At 70.5% G+C, this 22,823-nt stretch carries 22 protein-coding genes; 16 read left to right on the top strand and 6 right to left on the bottom strand.

The window, feature by feature from the left end; all coding sequences use genetic code 11:
- Positions 1-71: 71 nt before the first annotated feature.
- The 3 genes from mreD to BKK81_RS02930 form a co-directional block, all read right to left on the bottom strand.
- The gene (gene mreD, locus BKK81_RS02920) at positions 72-584 is read right to left on the bottom strand and encodes a rod shape-determining protein MreD (RefSeq protein WP_071010680.1); all 513 of its coding nucleotides are present in this window, start codon (positions 582-584) and stop codon (positions 72-74) included.
- Positions 581-1,636, bottom strand: coding sequence for a rod shape-determining protein MreC (gene mreC / locus BKK81_RS02925; protein ID WP_071010681.1), 1,056 nt, complete (start codon positions 1,634-1,636; stop codon positions 581-583). The genes mreD and mreC overlap by 4 nt, the downstream gene beginning before the upstream one ends.
- 138 nt (positions 1,637-1,774) lie before the next feature.
- On the bottom strand, positions 1,775-2,818 hold the full coding sequence (locus BKK81_RS02930; protein WP_071010682.1) for a rod shape-determining protein: 1,044 nt from the start codon (positions 2,816-2,818) through the stop codon (positions 1,775-1,777).
- A gap of 577 nt (positions 2,819-3,395) precedes the next feature.
- Between BKK81_RS02930 and gatC the strand changes: the two genes are divergently transcribed.
- The 7 genes from gatC to BKK81_RS02965 all read left to right on the top strand — a co-directional run bounded on the left by gatC (position 3,396) and on the right by BKK81_RS02965 (position 10,196).
- Positions 3,396-3,695: an Asp-tRNA(Asn)/Glu-tRNA(Gln) amidotransferase subunit GatC gene (gene gatC / locus BKK81_RS02935; protein ID WP_071010683.1), complete on the top strand. Its 300-nt coding sequence runs from the start codon at positions 3,396-3,398 to the stop codon at positions 3,693-3,695.
- Positions 3,696-3,812: 117 nt separating this feature from the next.
- Positions 3,813-5,318 carry an Asp-tRNA(Asn)/Glu-tRNA(Gln) amidotransferase subunit GatA gene (gene gatA, locus BKK81_RS02940; protein ID WP_071010684.1) on the top strand — a complete coding sequence of 502 codons (1,506 nt, stop codon included), beginning with the start codon at positions 3,813-3,815 and terminating at the stop codon, positions 5,316-5,318.
- On the top strand, positions 5,318-5,791 hold the full coding sequence (locus BKK81_RS02945; RefSeq protein ID WP_071015979.1) for a hypothetical protein: 474 nt from the start codon (positions 5,318-5,320) through the stop codon (positions 5,789-5,791). The genes gatA and BKK81_RS02945 overlap by 1 nt, the downstream gene beginning before the upstream one ends.
- Before the next feature lie 5 nt (positions 5,792-5,796).
- Positions 5,797-6,765: a dienelactone hydrolase family protein gene (locus BKK81_RS02950; protein WP_071010685.1), complete on the top strand. Its 969-nt coding sequence runs from the start codon at positions 5,797-5,799 to the stop codon at positions 6,763-6,765.
- Between the two features lie 107 nt (positions 6,766-6,872).
- Positions 6,873-8,330: an Asp-tRNA(Asn)/Glu-tRNA(Gln) amidotransferase subunit GatB gene (gene gatB, locus BKK81_RS02955; RefSeq protein ID WP_071010686.1), complete on the top strand. Its 1,458-nt coding sequence runs from the start codon at positions 6,873-6,875 to the stop codon at positions 8,328-8,330.
- Positions 8,331-8,408: 78 nt separating this feature from the next.
- Positions 8,409-9,074 (top strand): DUF484 family protein, encoded by a 666-nt coding sequence (locus BKK81_RS02960; RefSeq protein WP_071010687.1) that lies wholly within the window; start codon positions 8,409-8,411, stop codon positions 9,072-9,074.
- 66 nt (positions 9,075-9,140) lie between these two features.
- Positions 9,141-10,196 (top strand): tyrosine recombinase XerC, encoded by a 1,056-nt coding sequence (locus BKK81_RS02965; RefSeq protein ID WP_071010688.1) that lies wholly within the window; start codon positions 9,141-9,143, stop codon positions 10,194-10,196.
- Positions 10,197-11,564: 1,368 nt separating this feature from the next.
- Here the strand turns inward: BKK81_RS02965 and BKK81_RS02970 are convergent.
- Positions 11,565-12,524 (bottom strand): transcriptional regulator GcvA, encoded by a 960-nt coding sequence (locus tag BKK81_RS02970; protein ID WP_071010689.1) that lies wholly within the window; start codon positions 12,522-12,524, stop codon positions 11,565-11,567.
- Positions 12,525-12,708: 184 nt separating this feature from the next.
- Here BKK81_RS02970 and BKK81_RS02975 point away from each other — a divergent pair, with 184 nt between their 5' ends.
- The 9 genes from BKK81_RS02975 to pcp all read left to right on the top strand — a co-directional run bounded on the left by BKK81_RS02975 (position 12,709) and on the right by pcp (position 20,812).
- Positions 12,709-13,077: a DUF2917 domain-containing protein gene (locus BKK81_RS02975; RefSeq protein WP_071010690.1), complete on the top strand. Its 369-nt coding sequence runs from the start codon at positions 12,709-12,711 to the stop codon at positions 13,075-13,077.
- Positions 13,078-13,208: 131 nt separating this feature from the next.
- The gene (gene lipB, locus BKK81_RS02980) at positions 13,209-13,925 is read left to right on the top strand and encodes a lipoyl(octanoyl) transferase LipB (protein WP_071010691.1); all 717 of its coding nucleotides are present in this window, start codon (positions 13,209-13,211) and stop codon (positions 13,923-13,925) included.
- A 99-nt stretch (positions 13,926-14,024) separates the two neighbouring features.
- Complete coding sequence (lipA, locus tag BKK81_RS02985) at positions 14,025-15,041, top strand: lipoyl synthase (RefSeq protein WP_071015981.1); 1,017 nt, start codon at positions 14,025-14,027, stop codon at positions 15,039-15,041.
- 611 nt (positions 15,042-15,652) lie between these two features.
- On the top strand, positions 15,653-16,303 hold the full coding sequence (gene pxpB / locus BKK81_RS02990) for a 5-oxoprolinase subunit PxpB (RefSeq protein ID WP_071010692.1): 651 nt from the start codon (positions 15,653-15,655) through the stop codon (positions 16,301-16,303).
- Positions 16,300-17,316 carry a biotin-dependent carboxyltransferase family protein gene (locus tag BKK81_RS02995; RefSeq protein WP_071010693.1) on the top strand — a complete coding sequence of 339 codons (1,017 nt, stop codon included), beginning with the start codon at positions 16,300-16,302 and terminating at the stop codon, positions 17,314-17,316. Before pxpB ends, BKK81_RS02995 begins: the two co-directional genes overlap by 4 nt.
- 74 nt (positions 17,317-17,390) lie before the next feature.
- A complete protein-coding gene (gene pxpA, locus BKK81_RS03000; protein WP_071010694.1) occupies positions 17,391-18,131 on the top strand; it encodes a 5-oxoprolinase subunit PxpA in 741 nt (246 codons plus the stop codon).
- A 128-nt stretch (positions 18,132-18,259) separates the two neighbouring features.
- Positions 18,260-19,027, top strand: a complete 768-nt coding sequence (locus tag BKK81_RS03005; RefSeq protein ID WP_071010695.1) for a DUF969 domain-containing protein — start codon at positions 18,260-18,262, stop codon at positions 19,025-19,027.
- A 6-nt stretch (positions 19,028-19,033) separates the two neighbouring features.
- On the top strand, positions 19,034-19,984 hold the full coding sequence (locus BKK81_RS03010; RefSeq protein ID WP_071010696.1) for a DUF979 domain-containing protein: 951 nt from the start codon (positions 19,034-19,036) through the stop codon (positions 19,982-19,984).
- A 144-nt stretch (positions 19,985-20,128) separates the two neighbouring features.
- Positions 20,129-20,812: a pyroglutamyl-peptidase I gene (gene pcp, locus BKK81_RS03015; protein WP_071010697.1), complete on the top strand. Its 684-nt coding sequence runs from the start codon at positions 20,129-20,131 to the stop codon at positions 20,810-20,812.
- Here the strand turns inward: pcp and BKK81_RS03020 are convergent.
- Together BKK81_RS03020 and BKK81_RS03025 are read right to left on the bottom strand one after the other, a co-directional pair.
- A complete protein-coding gene (locus BKK81_RS03020) occupies positions 20,806-22,119 on the bottom strand; it encodes a VanZ family protein (protein WP_071010698.1) in 1,314 nt (437 codons plus the stop codon). The two genes, pcp and BKK81_RS03020, sit on opposite strands and share 7 nt — an antisense overlap.
- 28 nt (positions 22,120-22,147) lie before the next feature.
- A complete protein-coding gene (locus BKK81_RS03025; RefSeq protein WP_071010699.1) occupies positions 22,148-22,792 on the bottom strand; it encodes an ABC-type transport auxiliary lipoprotein family protein in 645 nt (214 codons plus the stop codon).
- Positions 22,793-22,823: the final 31 nt, after the last annotated feature.

Raw genomic sequence — 22,823 nt, forward strand, 5'->3', positions numbered from 1 at the left:
CTGCGACGGTTGCCTGGGCAGGTTGGCGTGGAGGGCGGGACACGGCGGCGGGCCGGACGCGGGCGGGGGCGCTACAGCGGCCGCGTCTCGTCGACATCGCTCGGCCTGCGCTGCGGCGCCAGCAGCAGCGCGGTGGCCATCGGCCACAGCAGCGCCTCGATGCCCGGCGCCAGCAGCACCGTCCAGTCGGGCAGCGGCGCGCCCATGATCAGCCGGATCAGCACCGGCACCGCGTGCGCGATGAACAGCAGCGGCAGTATGTGCAGCGCCTGCGTGTAGACGGTGAACCACAGCACGCGGCGGTGGATGGTGATGGCGAAATAGGCCAGCAGCGTATAGGCCATGGCGTGCTCGCCGAGCAGGCGGGCATCGTGCACGTCCATCAGCAGGCCGAGCAGGAAGGCCACGCCCATGCCGACCTTGCGCGGCTGGTGGATGTTCCAGAACACCAGCACCAGCGCCACCATGTCGGGGATCCACAGCGTGGTGCCCCACGGCAGCAGGTTGAACAGGAAGGCCAGCACGAAGCTCAGCGCGATGAAGATGGGGTTGACCGGCCGCAGCAGGTATTGGGGATTGGTCAACGCTTGGACTCCTTGTCTGCGGCCTTCTCTGCCTTTTCCGCCTTCTCGGCGGCACGCTCGACCGGGGTGCGGGGCTCGGCGCGCGGGCCGCCGCGCTGGCCGGCCTTGGGTTCGCCGCCGCGCGCGTCCGACTTGGCCTGCGCCGCGGCCTTGATCCCGGCGCGCGAACCCTTGGCGTCGGCGGCGGTGCCGTCGTCCTTGGCCTCCAGGTCGCGCACGCCGGACTCGTAGCGCAGCACCAGCAGCTGGCGGTGCGCGCGCACGCCGGCCACCGGCTCGCAGTAGACGCGCGAGAAGGCGGTGTCGGCCTTGCGTTCGATCTTGACGATCTTGGCCACCGGCAGGCCGGCCGGATAGACACCGTCGAGGCCGGAGGTGACCAGCAGGTCGCCCTGCTGCAGGTCGGCCGAGGCCGCCATGAAGCGCAGGTCGAGCAGGCCCGCGCGGGCGCCGCCGAAGGCGACGCTGCGCAGGCCGTTGCGCACCACCTGCACCGGGATGGCCTGGTCCTTGTCGGTCAGCAGCGTGACCTCGGACTGGAAGGGCGAGACGCGCGTGACCTGGCCGACCACGCCGCGCTCGTCGATGACCGGGTAGCCGGGGCGAAGGCCCTGCTGGCTGCCGCGGTCGATCACGATGCGCTGGCTGTAGGGGTCGCGGGCCTCGTAGAGGATCTCGGCGGCGGTCACCGGCGTGGCGGACTGCTGCTGCAGGTCGAGCAGCTTGCGCAGTTGCTGGTTCTCCGCTTCGAGCTGGGCCTGCCGCACCGCGGTCTCGGCCTCCAGCACCGCGCGCTGGCGCAGTTCGCGGTTTTCCGTGGCCAGCGCGGCGGAGGACTGCGCGTAATCCAGCATGGCGCGGATCGCGTCGCGCGGTACCAGGACCAGGCGCTCGACCGGCATCAGCACGGTGGCGGCGACCTGCCGCGCCACGTTCATCGCATTGAAGCGGGCGTCGACCACCAGCAGCACGAGCGAGATCAGCACGTACAGGACGAGGCGCGCGACAGCCGAGGTGCCCTGCTTGAAGAGCGGCGGAGGGGTGTAATCCATTTACCCGTGCACAGGCGTGGACGCCCCGGCCGCCGGTGTCGACGCGGCGGGCGGGGATCGGTGGGCGGCGCGGCGGGGCACGGCGGGGCCCGGGGTGTCAGGCTGGCCGCGTTCCGCCATCGGTGGCTCCTGGGGGGCTTATTCGTACGAGAAGATGCTGCCGAGCTTGTCCATGCGCTCGAGCGCCATGCCCGAGCCGCGCACCACGCAGGTCAGCGGGTCTTCGGCCACCAGCACCGGCAGGCCGGTCTCTTCCGCCAGCAGGCGGTCGAGGTCGCGCAGCAGGGCGCCGCCGCCGGTCAGCATCATGCCGCGCTCGGCGATGTCCGCGCCCAGTTCCGGCGGGGTCTGTTCCAGCGCGATCTTGACCGCCGACACGATCTGGTTGAGGGGGTCGGTCAGGGCTTCCAGGATCTCGTTGGAGGAGACCGTGAAGGCGCGCGGGATGCCCTCGGACAGGTTGCGGCCCTTGACTTCCATCTCGCGCACCTCGGAGCCCGGGAAGGCCGAGCCGATTTCCTTCTTGATGGCCTCGGCGGTCTGCTCGCCGATCAGCATGCCGTAGTTGCGGCGGATGTAGTTGACGATGGCCTCGTCGAACTTGTCGCCGCCGACGCGCACCGAGCCCTTGTAGACCATGCCGCCCAGCGAGATGATGCCCACCTCGGTGGTGCCGCCGCCGATATCGACGACCATCGAGCCGGACGGCTCGGAGACCGGCAGGCCGGCGCCGATCGCGGCGGCCATCGGTTCCTCGATCAGGTAGACCTGGCTGGCGCCGGCGCCCAGCGCCGATTCGCGGATGGCGCGGCGCTCGACCTGGGTCGAGCCGCACGGCACGCAGATGATGATGCGCGGGCTCGGGCGCAGCAGCTTCGAGTCGTGCACCATCTTGATGAACTGCTTGAGCATCTGCTCGGTGACGGTGAAGTCGGCGATCACGCCGTCCTTCATCGGGCGGATGGCCTCGATGTTGCCGGGGACCTTGCCCAGCATCTGCTTGGCTTCCTTGCCGACCGCCGTGATGGTCTTCTTGGCGTTGGGGCCGCCTTCCTGGCGGATGGCGACGACCGAGGGCTCGTCCAGCACGATGCCACGGTCGCGCATGTAGATCAGGGTGTTGGCGGTACCCAGGTCGATCGCCAGGTCGTTGGAGAAGTAGCTGCGGAGAAATCCGAACATCAGGAATCCTGTCTTGTGTTGGTTCGCGGGTATGCGAAACGGCCGGCGCCGATGGCGGTGCCGGCCGCTATGTGTGCGTGTACGGGGTTTGGCGCAAGGCTGCCTGCCGGTTCGGCCGCATTCCGCCATGCATTCCAGGGCCGCGGCAGGCGGCCCCGGTGCCGGAAGGCCGTCCGGTGCCCGCGCGACCACGCGCGCGAGGCGTTCTGGAACCTTTGATTAAACGCCGCGCAAAAGTTCTTCAGAAGTTTCACGCGGCATGGCACGACATTGCGCGGCTCGATGCCGCGCCCGCCCGCCGGGCCTAATCAGAGGATCCGTGTGCGCGCCGACGGCGGCTCGGGCGGCACGGCCGGATGGTGACTTGGGCGTCACTGCCAGCGGTGCCTGCCAGCTCGTGTGGCGCAGGCGTTGCCGAAGATCGGCAACAGGTAATGATACCTTATAATTCCCCCTGTTTCGGGGGCATTGGCCTCGAAAAAACCTGTAACTTTGTCCAACCGGGGCGCACTGCCCGGCACCTCCGTGGTGCCGGCCGGCTGTCCGCGCCGCGGTCGGTCCCGCACTCTAGCACGCCATGGCCCTCGACCTTTCCGACGTCAAGCGTATCGCCCACCTGGCCCGCATCGAGATCAGCGATGAGGAGGCCGGACAGACGCTGACGCAGCTCAACAATTTCTTCTCCCTGGTCGAACAGATGCAGGCAGTCGACACCGCCGGCCTGGAGCCGCTGGCCCACCCGCTGTCGGCGGTGCGGGAGATGTCCCAGCGCCTGCGCGACGACGCGGTGACCGAGGCCGACCGGCGCGACGACTACCAGCGCCCGGCGCCGGCGGTCGAGCGCGGGCTCTACCTCGTGCCCAAGGTCATCGAGTAAGCCAGGCCGGCGCCCGCGCCGGGGCCGACCGGCCCGCCGCATTGCGCCGCCACCCGACCCGGCACGCCCCGGACCCGACCGGGCCGCCAGGCCACACCAGACGCCATCCCGATTGTCATGTCCCTTTCCGTCGATACCGTGACTTCCCTGCGCCAGCTCTCCGATGCCCTGGCGGCACGCACCGTTTCCGCCGAGGAGCTCGCGCGCGAGTACCTGGCCCGCATCGAGCGCGCCGGCGCGCTGAACGCCTTCGTCGATGTGAATCCCGAGCTGACGCTGGCCCAGGCCCGCGCCGCCGACGAGCGCCGCGCGCGCGGCGAGGCCGGCGCCCTGACCGGCGTGCCCATCGCGCACAAGGACGTCTTCGTCACGCGTGGCTGGCGCGCCACGGCGGGCTCGCGCATGCTGGCCGACTACGAAAGCCCCTTCGATGCCACCGTGGTCGAACGCCTGGCCGCGGCTGGCATGGTGACGCTGGGCAAGACCAATATGGACGAGTTCGCCATGGGCTCGTCCAACGAGAATTCCTACTTCGGCGCCGTGCGCAATCCCTGGGACGCGGCGCGCGTGCCCGGCGGCTCCTCGGGCGGCTCGGCCGCCGCGGTGGCCGCCGGCCTGGCGCCGGCCGCCACCGGCACCGACACCGGCGGCTCGATCCGCCAGCCGGCGTCGTTCTCCGGCATCACGGGCATCAAGCCCACCTATGGCCGCGTCTCGCGCTACGGCATGATCGCCTTCGCCTCCTCGCTCGACCAGGGCGGCCCGATGGCCCGCAGCGCCGAGGACTGCGCGCTGCTGCTGTCGGCGATGGCGGGTTTCGACACGCGCGATTCGACCAGCCTGGCGCCCGAGCAGGGGGGCGTGGACGAGGACTTCACGCGGCTGCTGGGCCGGCCCTGGGCCAGTGCCGACGCCGCCAGGCCGCTGGCCGGCCTGCGCATCGGCCTGCCCAGGGAATACTTCGGCGCCGGCTTGTCGGCCGACGTCGAGCAGGCGGTGCGCGCCGCGCTGGCCGAGTACGAGAAGCTGGGCGCCACGCTGGTCGAGGTGTCGCTGCCCAAGACCGAGCTGTCGATCCCCGTCTACTACGTGATCGCGCCGGCCGAGGCTTCGTCCAACCTGTCGCGCTTCGACGGCGTGCGCTACGGCCACCGCGCCGCCGAGTACCGCGACCTGCTCGACATGTACAAGAAGACCCGCGCCGAAGGCTTCGGCGCCGAGGTCAAGCGCCGCATCCTGGTGGGCGCCTACGTGCTGTCGCACGGCTACTACGACGCCTACTACCTGCAGGCGCAGAAGATCCGCCGCATCATCGCCGACGATTTCCAGCGCGCCTTCGCCCAGTGCGACGTGATCATGGGCCCGGTGGCGCCCACGGTGGCATGGAAGCTGGGCGAGAAGAGCGCCGATCCGGTGCAGATGTACCTGGCCGACATCTTTACGCTGTCGACCAGCCTGGCCGGCCTGCCCGGCATGAGCGTGCCGTGCGGCTTCGGCGAGGCCGGCATGCCGGTCGGCCTGCAGCTGATCGGCAATTACTTCGACGAGGCGCGGCTGCTGCAGGCGGCGCACGCCTTCCAGCAGGCGACCGACTGGCATCTGCGCCAGCCGGCCGAGGCATGATGAAAGCGGGGCGCTGGCCGAGCCGAACGGCGCTGGCGGCGCTGCTGGCGCTGCTCGCCGCGCTGCTGGGCGGCTGCATCCCGCTGCCGCGCATCGGCGGGCCGACCCCGATCGCCTACCGCACCATCGACCTGGCCGGCGATTGCCGCCGTACCGAGGAAGACGGCTTCCGCGAGGATGCGCAGCTGCGCGTGGTCAACAACAATGTGCAGCAGCTCTCGTGGAAGCTGTGGGTGGGCAAGCGCGGTTCCTGCAGCTTCAACCTGGCCGACTTCCACCAGGTCAAGTCGCGGCCGAGCATCGCGCTGCGGGCCAATGACGGCAGCGCCTGCGAACTGATGATCTGGCAGGACCCGCGCCGCGTCACGCTGGCGCACGCCAACTGCCAGCAGCGCTGTACTCCGGGCATCTACGAGGAAGCCTGGCCGGTGCTGTTCGAGCCGGGTGGCGGCGGCTGCGCACAGACGAGGTGACAACGATGGGTGCCCGCCGATCCTGCTTCGCCGCCACGCCGTGGCGCCGCCTGCTCCGCCTGGGCGGGAGCGTCGCCGCGCTGCTGGGCGCGCTGGTGTGGTGGCAGGAGCCGGCGGCGGCCCACGCGCACGCCCATGCCGGCGCGCCGGGGCCGGCCGTGCAGGCGCTGCAGCTGCCCGGCGCGCCCGGCGAGCCGGACCTGCCCGCCTACTGGTTCCGCCCGTCGGAGCCCGAAGGCGTGCATGCGCCGCCGCAGCCGGTGGTGGTCGCGCTGCACGGCTGCGCGGGCCTGTACCGGCGCAGCGAGATGTCGGCGTCGGCGCTGGACGCGCGCTACCGCGACTACGCCCGCTGGCTGACCGCGCGCGGCTACGCCGTGCTGATGCCGGACAGCTTCGGCGCGCGCGGCAAGCCGCGCGGCATCTGCAGCGAGCGCTTCGACAGCCGCGCCATCGACGCCGCCACGCGCCGCGCCGATGTGCTGGCCGCGCTGCGCTGGGTGGCGCAGCAGCCCGGCGTCGACGCCGGGCACATCGTGCTGCTGGGCTGGTCGAACGGCGCGCAGGCGGTGCTGGCCACGCTCGACGGCAGCCGCGGCTGGCCTGTCGGCACGCCGTCGGTGGAGCGCGCGGTGGCGTTCTACCCGGGCTGCAACCAGGCGCTGCAGCAGCGCGACTTCCGGCTGCGCTCGCCGCTGCTGCTGATGATCGGCGGCGCCGACGACTGGACGCCCGCCACCCGCTGCGTCATGCTGCGCGACGCGGTGAAGGCGCGCCAGCCGGATGTGCGCTTCCAGCTGCAGATCTTTCCCGGCGCCTATCACGGCTTCGATGGCAGCGATGCCCTGCACCTGCGCCGAGACGTCCCTGGCGGCGCCCGGCCCGGCAAGGGCGTCACGGTGGGCGGCGATCCGGCCGCGCGCGATGCGGCGCTGCTGCAGCTCGATGCCTGGCTGGCGGCCGAGGAGCCCTGAGCGCCGGCGGCGACGCGCACGAAGACACGAATGAAGACGCCGCGCGGGCGGATGGCCCGGGCGGAACGAACGATAGTCAAGATCAAGATACGAACAGGAATACCGCCATGCAATGGGAAGTGGTGATCGGCCTCGAGACGCACACGCAGCTGTCGACGGCCTCCAAGATTTTCTCCGGCGCCTCCACCGCCTTCGGCGCGGCGCCCAACACCCAGGCTTCGCCGGTTGACCTGGCGCTGCCGGGCGTGCTGCCGGTGCTCAACCGCGGCGCGGTCGAGCGCGCCATCGAGTTCGGCCTGGCGATCGGCGCCACCATCGCGCCGCGCAGCGTCTTCGCGCGCAAGAATTACTTCTACCCTGACCTGCCCAAGGGCTACCAGATCAGCCAGTACGAGATCCCGGTGGTGCAGGGCGGCGCCATCACGGTCCAGGTCGAGGGCAAGAAGGGCGAGTTCTACGAGAAGACCATCCAGCTGACGCGGGCCCACCTGGAGGAGGATGCGGGCAAGTCGCTGCACGAGGACTTCGCCGGCATGACCGGCATCGACCTGAACCGCGCCGGCACGCCGCTGCTGGAGATCGTCACCGAGCCCGACATGCGCAGCGCGGCCGAGGCGGTCGCCTATGCCAAGGCGCTGCACTCGCTGGTGGTGTGGCTGGGCATCTGCGATGGCAATATGCAGGAAGGCAGCTTCCGCTGCGACGCCAACGTCTCCGTGCGTCCGCTGGGCCAGAAGGAATTCGGCACGCGCCGCGAGATCAAGAACCTGAACTCGTTCCGCTTCCTGCAGCAGGCCATCGAGTACGAAGTGCAGTGGCAGATCGCCGAGATCGAGGACGGCCGCAAGATCCAGCAGGCCACCGTGCTGTTTGATCCGGACACCGGCGAGACGCGCGCGATGCGCACCAAGGAAGACGCGCACGACTACCGCTACTTCCCCGATCCCGACCTGCTGCCGCTGGAGATCGGCGCCGACTGGATCGAACGTGTCAGGAGCGGGCTGCCCGAGCTGCCCGCTGCGATGCAGCAGCGCTTCACCGGCGACTATGGCCTGCCCGCCTATGACGCCAGCATCCTGACCGCCTCGCGCGGCATGGCCGACTACTTCGAGGCGGTGGTGGCGGAGGCCGGCGCGGCCAATGCCAAGCCGGCGGCCAACTGGCTGATGGGCGACGTGGCCTCCCAGCTCAACCGCGAAGGCATCGCGCTGGAAGCCGCGCCGGTCAAGCCGGCGCAGCTGGCCCGGCTGCTGCAGCGCATCGCCGACGGCACGGTGTCGAACAACACGGCCAAGAAGGACGTGTTCCCGGCCATGTGGGCGGGCGAGGCGGGCGGCGATGCCGACGCCATCATCGCCGCCAAGGGCCTCAAGCAGATGTCCGACTCGGGCGAGCTGGAGAAGATCATCGACGAGGTGCTGGCTGCCAACGCCAAGTCGGTCGAGGAATTCCGCGCCGGCAAGGAAAAGGCCTTCAACGCACTGGTGGGCCAGGCCATGAAGGCGACCAAGGGCAAGGCCAACCCGGCCCAGGTCAACGCGCTGCTCAAGCAGAAGCTGGGCTGACGGCAACCGGCGCGGCGGCCAGCGCCGCGCGCCGGCACGATATTGCTAAACTCCTGCGAGACCACCAGCCAGAACGCCATGAACGCCCAAGACGTCGCCGCCTACCTGCAAGCCAATCCGCAGTTCTTCGAGGAGCATGCCGAGCTGCTCGCGACCGTGCAGCTGACCAGCCCGCACAGCCATCGGGCGGTCTCGCTGCAGGAGCGCCAGATGGAGATCCTGCGCGAGAAGAACAAGGGCCTGGAGCTGCGCCTGGCGGACCTGGTCCGGCACGGGCACGACAACGACCGCACCCAGCAGCGCCTGCACGGGTGGCAGTTGCGCCTGCTGGCGGAGGTCGACTCGCATGCGCTGCCGTATGCGGTGCAGGATGGCCTGCAGCAGGCCTTCGACGTGCCGGCGGTGGCGCTGCGGCTGTGGGGCCTGGCCGAGCCCTACCAGCACATGGAGGTGGCGCAGGGCATCCACGACGATGTGCGCCTGTTCGCCGACGGCCTGCGCGCGCCGTACTGCGGTCCCAACAGCGGCTTCGAAGCGGCCGCGTGGCTGGAGCGCGACGACATCGCTTCGCTGGCCATGGTGACGCTGCGCGCCCCGGCGCGCGAGGCCGCCGCCGGCCCGGCCTTCGGCCTGCTGGTGCTGGGCTCGCCCGACGCGCGCCGTTTCCACGAAGGCATGGGCACGGCCTACCTGACCCGCATCGGCGAAGTCGCCGGCGCCGCGCTGGCACGCCTGCGCGACTGAGGCGGAGCGGGACGGGCCGCGCCGGCACCGTCCCCGCCCCCATCCCCGCCACCACGCGCTCCCGGCATGGCCACCCGCAAGCCCACCACCCGCGCCAAGGTCCAGGCAGCACCCGAGACCGCGGCGCCCCCCGCCTCCCCTCCCGCCCCGCTGGTGCTCGCCTACCTCGACTGGCTGGCCACCGGCCGCAAGCTGGCGGCCCACACCCTGTCCAACTACGCGCGCGACCTCTCCGTGCTGCAGGCCCAGGCGGCCCGCCACGCGCCGGGGGTGGCGCTGACGGCCCTGCAGACCCGCCACATCCGCGCCATGGCCGCGCGCCTGCACGGCCGCGGCCTGGCCGGCAGCAGCATTGCGCGCACGCTGTCGGCCTGGCGCGGCTTCTTCCATTGGGCGGCGCTGCATGGCCACGGCGTCGAGGCCAATCCGGTCGACGGCGTGCGCGCGCCCAAGATGGGCAAGCCGCTGCCCAAGGCGCTGGCGGTGGACCAGGTGGTGGCCCTGGTCGAGCACCCGGCCGGCGACGGCGCCGAAGGCCGGCGCGACCAGGCGGTGTTCGAGCTGTTCTATTCGAGCGGGCTGCGGCTGTCCGAACTGGTCCAGCTCGACCTGCGCTATACGGAAGACGGCGACTACCGCTCGGCCGGCTGGCTGGACCTGGCCGGCGCCGAGGTCACCGTGATCGGCAAGGGCTCGCGCCGGCGCACGGTGCCGGTCGGCAGCAAGGCGATGGCAGCCCTGCGCGCCTGGCTGGCCGTGCGCGACACGCTGCTGTCACCCGCCGCATCGCCAGCCGACGCCGCCGCCCTGTTCCTCAGCGCGCGCGGCCGGCGCCTGCCGGCGCGCACCGTGCAACTGCGTCTCAAGCAGCATGCCCTGCGGGCCGGGGTGCCGGCCGATGTGCATCCGCACATGCTGCGGCACTCCTTCGCTACCCATGTGCTGCAATCCTCCGGCGACCTGCGCGCGGTGCAGGAGATGCTGGGGCACGCCAGCGTGGCGACCACGCAGATCTATACGGCGTTGGATTTCCAGCATCTGGCCAAGGTCTATGATCGGGCCCATCCGCGGGCGAAGAGGGAGGGGCCGGCTGCGGCGGTGGGGCAGGAGGATGAGGATTGAGTGGGTTGGGGGGCTTGTTTCGGCTCTCGTAACTTGACGCTTGTCGTGTGGGTTCGGGCGGTGTCGGTTTGCGAGGCAACAGCCTGTTTCGACTCCCCTGCGGGGAGCCGACCTACTTTCTTGTCTTGCCAAGAAAGTAGGCAAAGAAGGCGCGCCGGGTGCGGCTCAAAGACTCCTCGCGTGCTGAGGCAAAGAGCGGCCGGGCCCCAACTCGGATCGCCTTAAGGCGATCCTCAGACAGGGGGCCCTCTTTTCCGCTCTTTGCCCCAGCCCGCGAGGCGCCGCACACGGCAGGGAACAGACGCCACGCCTCGCTTCGCTTCGGGTGGGGGGTGTGCGGCCAGCTTGCTGGCCGCACACCAATGCACTCGTGACTTGATGCCTTGTCGCTTGTCTTCGGGCGGTGTTGGTTTGCGAGGCAACGGCCTGTTTCGACTCCCCCTGCGGGGGAGCCGACCTACTTTCTTGGTCTTGCCCAAGAAAGTAGGCAAAGAAGGCGCGCCGGGTGCGGCTCAACCCCCCCTCGCGTGGTGGGGCAAAGAGCGGCCGGGCCCCAACTCGGATCGCCTTAAGGCGATCCTCAGACAGGGGGCCCTCTTTTCCGCTCTTTGCCCCAGCACGCGAGGCGCCGCACACGGCAGGGAACAGACGCCACGCCTCGCTTCGCTTCGGGTGGGGGTGTTCGGCCAGCAGCTGGCCGAACACAAAGGCTCAGCAAACCTGGCCGCTATGCAAAAGTGAGCCCGCTCGCAGACCAACGGTTGGCCTTTCCCTCCCGTGTGCGGCGCCTCGCGAATTGGCCCCGGCCGCCGATGAAGCCCGTCCGCTGTCTGAGCGGCCGCAGGCCGCGAGTTCGGACGGGCGCGGCGGCCGGGGCCAATTCGCGAGGGGGTTTCGCCGCACCCGGGTCGCCTTCTTTGCTTACTTTCTTGGGCGAGACCAAGAAAGTAAGTCGGCTCCCCGCAGGGGAGTCGAAACAGGCTGTTGCCACGCATACCAACACCACCCGAAGACAAGCACAGAGTCACGAGAGCCGAAACAGGCTGTTGCCACGCATACCAACACCGCCCGAAGACAAGCACAGAGTCACGAGAGCCGAAACAGGCTGTTGCCACGCATACCAACACCGCCCGAAGACAAGCACAGAGTCACGAGAGCCGAAACAGGCTGTTGCCTCGCAAACCAACACCGCCCGAAGACAAGCACAGAGTCACGAGAGCCGAAACAGGCTGTTGCCACGCATACCAACACCACCCGAAGACAAGCACAGAGTCACGAGAGCCGAAACAGGCCGTTGCCTCGCAAACCGACACCGCTCGAACCCACACGACAAGCCCTAAATCACCGGCGCCCAAACACCCCCGAAACTCACCCCTCCCACCGCTTCAACACCTCCCGAAACGCCGCCATCTCCGGCAACAGCCACTCCCGGAACGCCTTCACCTTAGGCAGTTCCAGCGTGCCCGGCGCACAGACGAAATACAGCAGCCAAGGGCAGGGAATGCTGACGTCGAACAGCCGTACCACCCGCCCGGACAGCAGGTCGTTATAGGCCAGCGAGGAGCGGATCAGGGCGATGCCCTGGCCTTCGGCGGCGGCCTGCAGCAGCAGCGAGGAGTCTTCCAGCAGCAGGCCCTTGCGCGGTTCGGGCAGGTCCAGGCCGGCGGCCTCGAACCAGGGCCGCCATGGATCGCCTTCGCCGCGCAGCAGGGGCATCCCGGCCATCTCGCGCGGCGTCCGCGGCAGCTTGCCGCTGTTGAATTGCGGGCTGCACACCGGGAAGAACACGTCGTCCAGCAGCTTTTCCACATAGAGGCCCGGATAGTCGCCGCTGCCCATGCGCAGCGCCAGGTCGACCTCTTCGCGTGCGAAGTCGACCAGGCTGTTGGAGGACAGCAGTTCGACGTCGAGTTCGGGATGGCGCTCGATGAAGCTGCCGATGCGCGGCGTCAGCCAGCGCGCGGCGAAGGAGGGCATGGTGCTGATGGTCAGGCGCTTGTCGCGCTTGCCGGCCTGCAGCACGCGGGTGGCGTCGGCGATCTGCAGCAGGGCGTCGCGCACGCGCTCGGCGTAGACGCGCCCGCCGGGCGTCAGGCTGACGCGCTTGCCGTGGCGTTCGAACAGGGGCTGGCCCAGTTCGGCTTCGAGCGCGCGGATCTGGTGGCTGATGGCGCCATGGGTGACGAACAGCTCGGTGGCGGCCCGCGAGAAGCTCTCATGGCGGGCGGCCGCCTCGAAGGCGCGCAGCGCGCCCAGCGCCGGCAGGCGGGGCAGTTCACGATGCCAGCCGCGCGGCAGGTCCTTTTCCGAAGCGCTCTTCCAGGCCATGGCGGTCCCTCTTTTTATGTGAGGATATTTAGCAAGTAGACGGAAAATATATCGTTTTGAGGGTGCGCCGGCAATCACTAGAATCCAATGCACCGATAGCGAAAATGCCTGGAAAAACTGATCAGGCAAATGGACCAGGCCAGTTTCGGCGCGCTATGCCGGTGCCTGCCGTGCGGAGAACATCATGGAAGCCCTGCTCACAACGACCCAGTTCACACTCGCCCCCGGTGAAGTCGCGTCGCTGTCGATCCACGCCGCCCAGCGGCTGCATGTGGAGGACGCGGCGGGTACCGACCTGTGGCTGACCCGCGAGAACGATTCGGAAGACTATTGGCTGCGCTGCGGCGGCAGCCTGCAACTGGCGCACGGCGACCAGGTCGTCCTCAGCGTCGATCCGCGCGCGGCGCACGCCGTGCGCCTGGCGCTGGCGGCCGAGGCGCGCCAGCCGGCCGCCACCCTGGCGGACGTCGCGCATGCCCTGTACCGCATCGTGCGGCGCCTAGTGCGCGGCACCGAATGGACGCCTTCCCAGGACGATCCGAAGGTCGCCTGAGCCCCGTCTGAGCCTCATGAGCCCCACCTGAGACGCCTGGGCCACACCCCCCGGGCCGTCCCGGCCACCTCGCGCGGTGGCCGGCGGGGCCTGGGCCGGCGCGCCCACGCCCTTTTCGCTACACTGGCGGCATGCACGAAATCCAAGTCATCGAGCGGGGCCGCGAGGACTACCAGCCCTGCTTCGACGCGATGCGCGCCTTCACCGACGCGCGCAATGCCGATACTCCCGACCAGATCTGGCTGGTCGAGCATCCACCGGTCTACACCCTCGGCCAGGCGGGCGATCCTTCGCACCTGCTGGCGCCGGACCCGTCGATTCCGCTGGTGCGGATCGATCGCGGCGGCCAGATCACTTACCACGGCCCGGGCCAGGTGGTGGCCTACCTGCTGCTCGACCTGCGCCGCCGCAAGCTGATGGTGCGCGAGATGGTCCACGCGATCGAGCAGGCCGTGCTCGATACGCTGGCGGCGTATAATCTGGCCGCCGAACGCAAGTCCGGCGCCCCCGGTATCTACCTGTCCGACGGGCCGCACCGCGGCGCCAAGATCGCCGCGCTGGGCCTGAAGATCCGCAACGGCTGCAGCTATCACGGCGTCAGCCTGAACGTGCAGATGGACCTGGCGCCGTTCCTGCGCATCAATCCTTGCGGCTACGCCGGCCTGGAAACGGTCGACATGGCCAGTGCCGGCGCGACCGTCGCGCTGCCGGACGGGCAGGGCGGCGTGCTGCGCCAGCCTGTCGGGGCGGCGCGGCAGGGCGAGGTGGCGCAGCGCCTGGCCACGGCACTGTGCGAGGTGCTGGCAGCGGCGCAGGCCGTGCCGGCTGCACAGGCGGCCGAGGCCTGAGCCGGATCCCGGCCCCGTGTCACCGACCCGAACCCTGAACCGGCCACAGCGGCCGCAGACCGAACAGAACTGGCACGCCGAATGCGTGCGGAGAACATCATGAGCGACGCCCTGAGCGCCCCTTCCAGCCAGGCCCCGCAAGGCCAGGCGGCCCCCCAGCCCGAAGCCCAGATCCAGTACGATCCCACCCGCAAGCAGAAGTCGGCGGACAAGACTGCGCGCATCCCCATCAAGATCGTGCCGGCCGAGAAGCTGAAGAAGCCGGAGTGGATCCGCGTCAAGGCGGCCACCGGCAATTCGCGCTTCTACGAGATCAAGGACATCCTGCGCGCCAACAACCTGGTCACGGTGTGCGAGGAGGCGAGCTGCCCCAATATCGGCGAGTGCTTCGGCAAGGGCACCGCCACCTTCATGATCATGGGCGACAAGTGCACGCGCCGCTGCCCCTTCTGCGACGTGGGCCATGGCCGCCCGGACCCGCTCGATACCAATGAGCCGGGCAACCTGGCGCGCACCATCGCCCAGCTCAAGCTGAACTACGTGGTCATCACCAGCGTCGACCGCGACGACCTGCGCGACGGCGGCGCCCAGCACTTCGCCGACTGCATCGGCCAGACCCGCGAACTGTCGCCGGTGACCCGCATCGAGGTGCTGGTGCCCGACTTCCGCGGCCGCCTGGACAAGGCGCTGGACATCCTGCAGGCCTGCCCGCCGGACGTGATGAACCACAACCTGGAAACGGTGCCCCGCCTGTACAAGCAGGCGCGCCCGGGTGCCGACTATGCGCACTCGCTGACGCTGCTGAAGGAGTTCAAGCAGCGCTGCCCGGATGTGGCGACCAAGTCCGGCCTGATGGTGGGCCTGGGCGAGACCGACGAGGAAATCCTCGAAGTGATGCGCGACATGCGCGCGCATGACATCGACATGCTGACCATCGGCCAATACCTCGCCCCGTCGAACCACCACCTGCCGGTGCTGCGCTACGTCCATCCGGACACCTTCAAGATGTTCGAGGAAGAGGCCTACAAGATGGGCTTCACCCATGCCGCCGTCGGCGCCATGGTGCGCAGCTCGTACCACGCCGACCAGCAGGCCCACCAGGCCGGCTTCGCCTGATCCCCCGCGCCCCGGCGCGCCGTGTGCGCCGGGGCCTGCCGCCTCGCCGGGCCTGCCCGGTCTCTCTCCCCGTTTCTCGCCGTGCCGGCTGGCACTGTCCGCCGACAGCCGCGATGCCGTGATGCCGCGATGCCGTGATGCACGGTGTCCCTGATCGCACCCCTCATCAGGCACCCCGCCAGATCCCACTCCGCCTTCGGCTGTTGCATTGACGCAACGTCCGCGGCAACGTTTTCCGATCGATCCATCCAGCGCCGTGATCCGGGCCGACTGCCCGGGACATGGGCGCTTGCACCATCCGGGTGCCGTGCGCGCCTGCGCGGGCCCGGGTGGCGAGTCGTGCCCGCGCGCCGCGCACCAGCCCGGTTCGCCCTCCAAGCCCCCTGCACCCACGGCGTGCGCCGTGCCGAAGCGCTGCCCGGACGGCAGGGCCGGGGGCTAGGGTCAATCCCTAGCCCCACCTTGTCATCATTTCGTTATGATTAATTTATCGATAAATTGTCAATTAAACGGATGTGATTCGCTTGGCATGCCGGTCGGGAAGGTGTCCTGCCTGACGACTGCTGTGCTGCCGCCTAGACTGCAGGCAGGCCCTTCACCGCGATGTGCCCATGACCCGATGTTCCGTTCACCGCCTGGCCGAACAGGCGCTGCTGTGCAGCGTGCCGCCGCCGGCTTCCCTCGACGTCCAGCGCCGCATCTGGGCGATGGCGCAGCGGGCGGTCGGCTGGCGCGGCGTGGTGGACGTGGTGCCGGGCATGAACAACCTGATGCTGGTGTTCGATGCCGAGGCCGATGCCGAGGCGCTGGAGCGCAACCTGAAGCTGGCCTGGGCCTCCGGCGAGTCGCGCGAGGCGGTGGGCAGGCTGGTGGAGATCCCGGTGCGCTACGGCGGCGAGGACGGCCCCGACCTCGCCGAGGTGGCCGCCCATACGGGGCTGGCGCCCGAGGAAGTGGTGCGCCGCCACACCGCCGGCGAGTACGTGGTCTATTTCCTCGGCTTCCAGCCCGGCTTCGCCTACCTGGGCGGGCTCGACCCCGCGCTGGCCACGCCGCGCCGGCGCGAGCCGCGCCTGGCGGTGCCGGCCGGTTCGGTCGGCATCGGCGGTGAGCAGACCGGTATCTACCCGGCCAGCGCGCCGGGCGGCTGGCAGCTGATCGGTCGCACCGACAGCGCGCTGTTCGACGCGCGCCGCGATCCGCCTTCGCTGTTCGCGCCCGGCGATACCGTGCGCTTCATCGCCGAGCGGGTGGCCGCGTGATCGAGATCCTGCGCCCCGGTGCGCTCGCCTCGGTCCAGGACCTGGGCCGCAGCGGCTTCCGCCATGTCGGCGTGGGCTTGTCGGGTGCGCTCGACCGCATGGCGCTCGCCACCGGCAACCTGCTGCTGGGCAATCCCCGCGGGGCGGCCGCCATCGAGTTCACGCTGGGCCGCGCGGCGCTGCGTTTCCATGCCGACCTGCGCGTGGCCCTGGCCGGCGCCGACTGCGCTGCCCACCTCGACGGCGAGCCGGTCTGGTCCTGGCATGCCTTCGATGTGCGCCGCGGCGCCACCCTGGTGCTGGCGGCGGCGCAGGGCGGCACGCGCAGTTATCTGTGCGTGGCCGGCGGCATCGACGTGCCGCTCGTGATGGGTTCGCGCAGCACCGACCTGAAGGCGGGCTTCGGCGGTTTCGCCGGGCGCGCGCTGCGCGAAGGCGACCGCCTGGCGGCGGCCGGCCCGGGCCAGCCGGCGGCTGCCGCGCGCGGCGTGGCCGCGCCGGCCTGGGCGATGCCGCGCGCACGCCTGGAGCGGGCCTGGCCGATCCGCCTGCTGCCGGGGCCGGAATACGAGGCGTTCGACGAGGCCGCGCGCGACGCGCTGTGGCAGTCGGCCTGGACCGTCACGCCCAACAGCAACCGCCAGGGCATGCGCCTGCAGGGTCCGGCGCTGGCGCGCACCCCCGGCCGCGACGCCGACCTGCTGTCGCACGGCGTGCTGCCGGGCGTGGTCCAGGTGCCGCCGGCCGGCCAGCCCATCGTGCTGATGGCCGACGCGCAGACCACCGGCGGCTACCCCAAGATCGGCGTGGTGATCGGCGCCGACCTGTGGCGCCTGGCGCAGGTGCCGCTCGGGGCGTCGCTGCGCTTCGTGCCGGCGACGCTGGCGGAGGCTGCCGTGGCGCAGGCGGAACTGGAGCGCTACCTGCAGCAGGTGGCGCAGTCATTGCGCTGGCAGGAGGGCGGCATGGACATTGCAGCGCGCCGCCGCGCGCAGACACGTGCCGCGGCCTGAACGGGGCGCGGCGGATACGGACTGGACGGCGTCGAAGGACGACCGCGGACGACAAAGTACGAAGGAGCAAGGCAATGCAGATCGATTTGAACGCCGACCTGGGCGAAGGCTGCGATAACGACGAGGCGCTGCTCGGCCTGATCAGCTCGGCCAACGTGGCCTGCGGCTGGCACGCGGGCGACGCCGCCACCATGCTGCAGACGGTGCGCTGGGCGATCGAGCGCGGCGTGGCCATCGGCGCCCACCCGAGCTATCCCGACCGCGAGAATTTCGGCCGCACCGAGATGCAGCGCGCCCCCGAGCTGGTGTACGCCGAAGTGCTGTACCAGATTGGCGCGCTGGCCGCGATGGTGCGCGCGCAGGGCGGCGAGCTGGCCCACGTGAAGCCGCACGGCGCGCTCTACAACCAGGCCGCGCGCGATCCGGCGCTGGCCGAGGCGATCGTGCGCGCGGTACGCGATTTCGACTCCGACCTGGTCTTCTTCGGCCTGGCCGGCAGCGCCATGGTCAAGGTCGCGCGCGAGGCCGGCCTGCGCGTCAAGGAGGAAGTGTTCGCCGACCGTGGCTACAACCCCGACGGCTCGCTCGTCAAGCGCGGCACGCCCGGCGCGCTGCACGAGGACGAGGCCGTCGCGCTCGACCAGACGCTGACCATGGTGCGCGAGCAGCGCGTGCGCGCCATCGACGGCAGCTGGGTACCGATCCGCGCCGAGACCGTGTGCCTGCACGGCGACGGCGCGCACGCGCTGGCCTTTGCGCGCCGCATCCGGGAACGGCTCGGCGCCGAGGGCATCGCGATCCGCGCCGGCAACTGAGGCAGGGGGCGCGCCAGCGCCTCCCGCCCCGGCTGCCGGGCTCCCCCCGCGGCGCGCACCCCTGCCGGCCCGCTTTGCAGGCCGGGCGGGCGCTGCGCCTGCTTCCTCCCTCCTTACTGGTGTCTCACATGGAACACGCAGTCAATCTTTGGCCCCTGCTCGGGGTCGGCGTCATCATCCTGGGCTTCGTGCTGCGCTTCAACCCGATGATGGTGGTGGCGATCGCCGCGATCGTCACCGGGCTGGCCGCCTCGATGCCGGTCGTGCAGATCCTCAGCGCGATCGGCACTGCCTTCGTCAAGGCGCGCAACCTGCCGCTGATCATCCTGCTGCCGCTGGCGGTGATCGGCCTGCTGGAACGGCACGGCCTGCGCGAGCACGCGCAGGCGTGGATCTCGCGCATCGCCTCGGCCACGGTGGGCCGGCTGCTGATCGTCTACCTCGGCGTGCGCGAACTGACCGCGGCGGTGGGCCTGACCAGCCTGGGCGGCCACCCGCAGATGGTGCGCCCGCTGCTGGCGCCGATGGCGGAGGGCGCGGCGGAGAACCGCTTCGGCGCCTTGCCCGAACCGGTGCGCCAGCGCGTGCTGGCTTTCTGCGCCGCCACCGACAACGTCGGCCTGTTCTTCGGCGAGGACATCTTCGTGGCCTTCGGTGCCATCGCGCTGATGCACACCTTCTTGCTGTCGTCGAACATCGACGTGGAACCGCTGCACATCGCTGTGTGGGGCATCCCGACCGCGGTGTGCGCCTTCCTGATCCACTCGGTGCGGCTCAGGCGCCTGGACGGCTGGCTCGAGCGTGAACTGGGCGGCCAGCGCGCCGCCGCCGCCGCCGCCGCTGGCGGTAACGGTAACGGCAGCGCTGCCAAGCACACGGCCAAGAGCGGGGAGTAAGCCATCATGATCATTTCCATCGACTACCTCTACTGGCTGGCCGGACTGGTGCTGGCCATCACCGCGCTGCTGACCTTCGCCGACCGCACGCATCCGCGCCGCTTCACCACCGGCCTGTTCTGGCTGCTGTATGCGGCCGTCTTCCTGGTCGGCGACAAGCTGCCGCCGGCGGTGGTCGGCGCCGGTGCCGTGCTGATGGCGCTGATCGCCGGTTTCGGCGGCGTGGGCCTGGGCAAGCACGACACGCTGCCCGAGGCCGAGCGCCGCGCCAGCGCCAAGCGCCTGGGCAACAAGCTGTTCGTTCCCGCGCTGCTGATCCCGGTGGTCACGGTGCTGGGCACGGTGCTGTTCAAGGACGTCAAGATCGCCGGCCTGGCGCTGCTCGATCCGAAGAACGTGACCTTCGTCTCGCTTGGCATCGGCTGCCTGGTCTCGCTGGCCGTGGTGTGCTGGCTGACACGCGACAGCGTGGTCCAGGGCGTGCGCGAATCGCGCCGGCTGACCGAGTCGCTGGGCTGGGCGCTGGTGCTGCCGCAGATGCTGGCCATGCTGGGCCTGGTGTTCGCCGACGCCGGCGTGGGCAAGGCGGTCGCGCACCTGACCACGGCCTACATCAACATGGACTACAAGCTGGTGGCGGTGGCGGTCTACTGCGTCGGCATGGCCCTGTTCACGGTGATCATGGGCAACGGCTTCGCCGCCTTCCCGGTGATGACCGGCGGCGTCGGCGTGCCCATCCTGGTCGGCACCTTCAACGGCAATCCGGCGGTGATGGCGGCCATCGGCATGTTCTCGGGCTACTGCGGCACGCTGATGACGCCGATGGCGGCCAACTTCAACATCGTGCCGGCCGCGCTGCTGGAACTGCAGGACAAGAACGCGGTGATCCGGGCGCAGGTGCCGACCGCGCTGGCGATCCTGGTGGCCAACATCGCGCTGCTCTACTTCCTGATGTGATGCGATGTGAGCTGATGTGACGCGAGGCGATGCGGCGGGCGGGTCCCGCCGCATCGCCTCCGTCGCCCCACCCGACATCAGCAGACATCAGCAGACACCGGCCGACATCCCCTGAGACCACCCGACTGCCCAGCGAGGTCCATCATGCCTACCGTCCTGCTCACCGGCTTCGAACCCTTCGAGGGCGAGCCGATCAATCCATCCTGGGAGGCGGTGCGCGCGCTGGACGGCGAGCGCTTCGGCGATGCCGCCATCGCGGTACGCCAGATGCCCTGCGTATTCGGTGCCGCCATCGACGCCATGGCGCAGGCCATCGACGCGCTCGATCCCGTGCTGGTGATCGCGGTGGGGCAGGCGGGCGGGCGCAGCGAGATGTCGGTGGAGCGCGTCGCGATCAATGTCGACGACGCGCGCATCGCCGACAACGCGGGTGCCCGTCCCATCGACGAGCCCGTCGTGGCGGGCGGGCCGGCGGCCTATTTCGCCACGCTGCCGATCAAGGCCATGGTGCGCGACCTGCGCGCGGCCGGTATCCCCGCCGCGGTGTCGCAGACCGCCGGCACCTTTGTCTGCAACCATATCTTCTACGGCCTGATGCACCTGCTCGCCACGCGCGCGTCAGGCGCGTCAGGCGCGCCAGGCATGTCAGGCGCGCCGCGGGCGCGCGGCGGCTTCGTCCACATTCCCTATCTGCCCGAACAGGCCGCCCAGCATCCGGGCCAGCCCAGCATGGCGCTGCCGCTCCTGGTGGCGGGCCTGCGCCGCATGGTGCAGACGGCGCTGGCGACCGAGGTCGACGTGCGCGAGCAGGGCGGCCAGACTCACTGAGCGTCGCGCGGCGGACGGTTCGGCTCGCCAGGCTCGCCAGGCTCGCCCGGGGTGTCCGGGGTGCCGGGTGCCGCCGCCGCCGCCGCGGCCGCGGCCGCGGCCTTGCGCCTGGCCTGGCGCCTGGCGCGGCGCAGCGCGTGGCGGTCCAGGTTGAACTGCTCGAAGCGCCAGACTAGGTAGCTGGCCGCCGCGAAGGGCCAGACCCAGCCCAGCCACTGGGCCAGGCTGTTGAAATGGATCAGGCGGCCCATGCGCCAGCCCTGCTCCGAGATCCAGGCATAGGGATTGGGCGGCAGCAGGTTGGTCAGCAGCACTAGGCCGATCAGCGCCAGCAGGGCCAGCAGGCCGCGCAGCCAGCGCGGCAGCTGCAGCAGCAGCGCCAGCACCAGCGAACCCGTCAGCAGCGCGAAGCGGCCGCCTTCGGACAGCCAGTTGAAGGGCGTGTCGTCGGGGAACTGCAATTCCGCCACGGCTGCCTTGAGCAGCAGCGCGCCGGCCAGCAAGGCGGTCAGGATGCGCAGCATCGGCGCATGGCGGCGCATCGCCACCGAGGCGAACAGCCCGGTGCCCACCCAGCTCAGCGCGGTGACCAGCGATTCCAGCAACTGGCGGTTCTGCATGTCGTCGGGGCCCAGGCCGATGTCGGCCTGCCAGTCGGCCAGCGCCGGCACCACCGACTGCAGCACCTGCATCGGCCACGAGTCGGGGTCGGTGAGCCACTCGCGCACGATCGCGCCCATGCCGAACAAGTGTTCCTGCGGGAAGATCTGTGCGAACGGCCACAGCAGGACCAGGATGATGGCGAAGCTGGCATAGGGCTCGAACCAGGCCAGGCGCAGCCGGCGCAGGTTGCTGCGGTCGATCAGCGCGGCGCAGAAGGGGGCGGTCAGCGCCGCGCCCAGCAGCGCGCCCATCGCATTGGTGGCGAGGTCGATATTGGACGGGATGCGCGTCGGCAGCCAGGTCTGCAGTCCCTCCATCACCGCCGACAGCGCCGTGCCTGCCGCCAGCGCGGCCAGCACCGCCGGCACGCCGCGCACGCGCGGGTACAGCGCCAGCACCGCCAGCGCGCCGAAGGGGCTGTAGCCCATCACATTGGTCAGCAGGTCGAAGCTGGTGATGTAGCGCGGCTTGGGTGCGGTCAGGTAGGCCCATGGCGCGATGCCGTTGCCGGTCCAGCCGCTGAACGGGTACAGGCTGGCGTAGATCACCAGCAAGGTGAAGCACAGCAGGCCGACGCGTGCCAGCGGAGAGTGCCGGGGCACCGCGTCGTCGCCGCGCGGCGCGGGCGGCGGGACGGTTTCCATCACGGCATCCTCGGCATCCCGGCCGTCCTCAGTTCAGCGGCAGGGTGGCGACCCAGTCGAGCATGGCCCCGACCAGCGCGTCGGACCCCGCGGCCAGCGCCTTGACCCCGCCGGCGCCGTCCGGCGTCGGCGCGGGCTGCTCCACCACGAAGGTCTTCTGCCCGATCATGCGCTCGCGGTACACGGTGGCGCGCGCGCGGATCAGGCCGTGGCTGGCACTCTCGCCGTCGAAGACCTGCTCGAAGGTGATCAGGTCGACGTGCAGCGCGGGCGCGCCGGTGTTGCCCTGCCAGGCCAGCGTGCCGCGCGCGGCGACCGCCTCGCGCAGGCGTTCGTCGAGCAGGCGCGCCGGCGACATGACCCAGCGCTGCGTCGCATAGGGCTGCAGGCGTTCGACCTGGGCATAGCGCAGCCGGTAGAAGATGGAGTTGCTGTCGAGCCAGGCGGGGCTGTCGGTCTGGGTCACGCGCAGCGGTGGCAGCGCATGCGCGGCAGGGGCCGTGCCTGCCGTCGCGGCCGAAGGCGGCGCGCCCGCGGCAGGTCCGAGATCGTAGCTGATGGTGGGGCGGCCGGGCGTCAGCGCGCAGCCGCCGAGCAGGGCCAGCGCGGCAAGGGCTGCGGCGCCGGTGGCCGGGCGCAGGCTGCCGGCGGGGAAGGGGAGGATGCGCATCATGTCGGGCCTCGGGTCGGTGGCTGGCGGCGGT

The organism is Cupriavidus sp. USMAHM13, assembly GCF_001854285.1.
GTDB lineage: Bacteria > Pseudomonadota > Gammaproteobacteria > Burkholderiales > Burkholderiaceae > Cupriavidus > Cupriavidus malaysiensis.

Excerpts from the sequence above, each read along its gene's own strand:
- gatB (WP_071010686.1), top strand. The coding sequence starts at position 6,873 with ATGCAATGGGAAGTGGTGATCGGCCTCGAGACGCACACGCAGCTGTCG.
- BKK81_RS03010 (WP_071010696.1), top strand. The coding sequence starts at position 19,034 with ATGATCATTTCCATCGACTACCTCTACTGGCTGGCCGGACTGGTGCTG.
- mreC (WP_071010681.1), bottom strand. The coding sequence starts at position 1,636 with ATGGATTACACCCCTCCGCCGCTCTTCAAGCAGGGCACCTCGGCTGTC.
- BKK81_RS02960 (WP_071010687.1), top strand. The coding sequence starts at position 8,409 with ATGAACGCCCAAGACGTCGCCGCCTACCTGCAAGCCAATCCGCAGTTC.
- gatA (WP_071010684.1), top strand. The coding sequence starts at position 3,813 with ATGTCCCTTTCCGTCGATACCGTGACTTCCCTGCGCCAGCTCTCCGAT.
- pcp (WP_071010697.1), top strand. The coding sequence starts at position 20,129 with ATGCCTACCGTCCTGCTCACCGGCTTCGAACCCTTCGAGGGCGAGCCG.
- BKK81_RS03005 (WP_071010695.1), top strand. The coding sequence starts at position 18,260 with ATGGAACACGCAGTCAATCTTTGGCCCCTGCTCGGGGTCGGCGTCATC.
- BKK81_RS03020 (WP_071010698.1), bottom strand. The coding sequence starts at position 22,119 with ATGGAAACCGTCCCGCCGCCCGCGCCGCGCGGCGACGACGCGGTGCCC.
- BKK81_RS02975 (WP_071010690.1), top strand. The coding sequence starts at position 12,709 with ATGGAAGCCCTGCTCACAACGACCCAGTTCACACTCGCCCCCGGTGAA.
- lipA (WP_071015981.1), top strand. The coding sequence starts at position 14,025 with ATGAGCGACGCCCTGAGCGCCCCTTCCAGCCAGGCCCCGCAAGGCCAG.
- BKK81_RS03025 (WP_071010699.1), bottom strand. The coding sequence starts at position 22,792 with ATGATGCGCATCCTCCCCTTCCCCGCCGGCAGCCTGCGCCCGGCCACC.
- BKK81_RS02930 (WP_071010682.1), bottom strand. The coding sequence starts at position 2,818 with ATGTTCGGATTTCTCCGCAGCTACTTCTCCAACGACCTGGCGATCGAC.
- BKK81_RS02970 (WP_071010689.1), bottom strand. The coding sequence starts at position 12,524 with ATGGCCTGGAAGAGCGCTTCGGAAAAGGACCTGCCGCGCGGCTGGCAT.
- pxpB (WP_071010692.1), top strand. The coding sequence starts at position 15,653 with ATGACCCGATGTTCCGTTCACCGCCTGGCCGAACAGGCGCTGCTGTGC.
- BKK81_RS02950 (WP_071010685.1), top strand. The coding sequence starts at position 5,797 with ATGGGTGCCCGCCGATCCTGCTTCGCCGCCACGCCGTGGCGCCGCCTG.
- BKK81_RS02945 (WP_071015979.1), top strand. The coding sequence starts at position 5,318 with ATGAAAGCGGGGCGCTGGCCGAGCCGAACGGCGCTGGCGGCGCTGCTG.
- gatC (WP_071010683.1), top strand. The coding sequence starts at position 3,396 with ATGGCCCTCGACCTTTCCGACGTCAAGCGTATCGCCCACCTGGCCCGC.
- pxpA (WP_071010694.1), top strand. The coding sequence starts at position 17,391 with ATGCAGATCGATTTGAACGCCGACCTGGGCGAAGGCTGCGATAACGAC.
- BKK81_RS02965 (WP_071010688.1), top strand. The coding sequence starts at position 9,141 with ATGGCCACCCGCAAGCCCACCACCCGCGCCAAGGTCCAGGCAGCACCC.
- lipB (WP_071010691.1), top strand. The coding sequence starts at position 13,209 with ATGCACGAAATCCAAGTCATCGAGCGGGGCCGCGAGGACTACCAGCCC.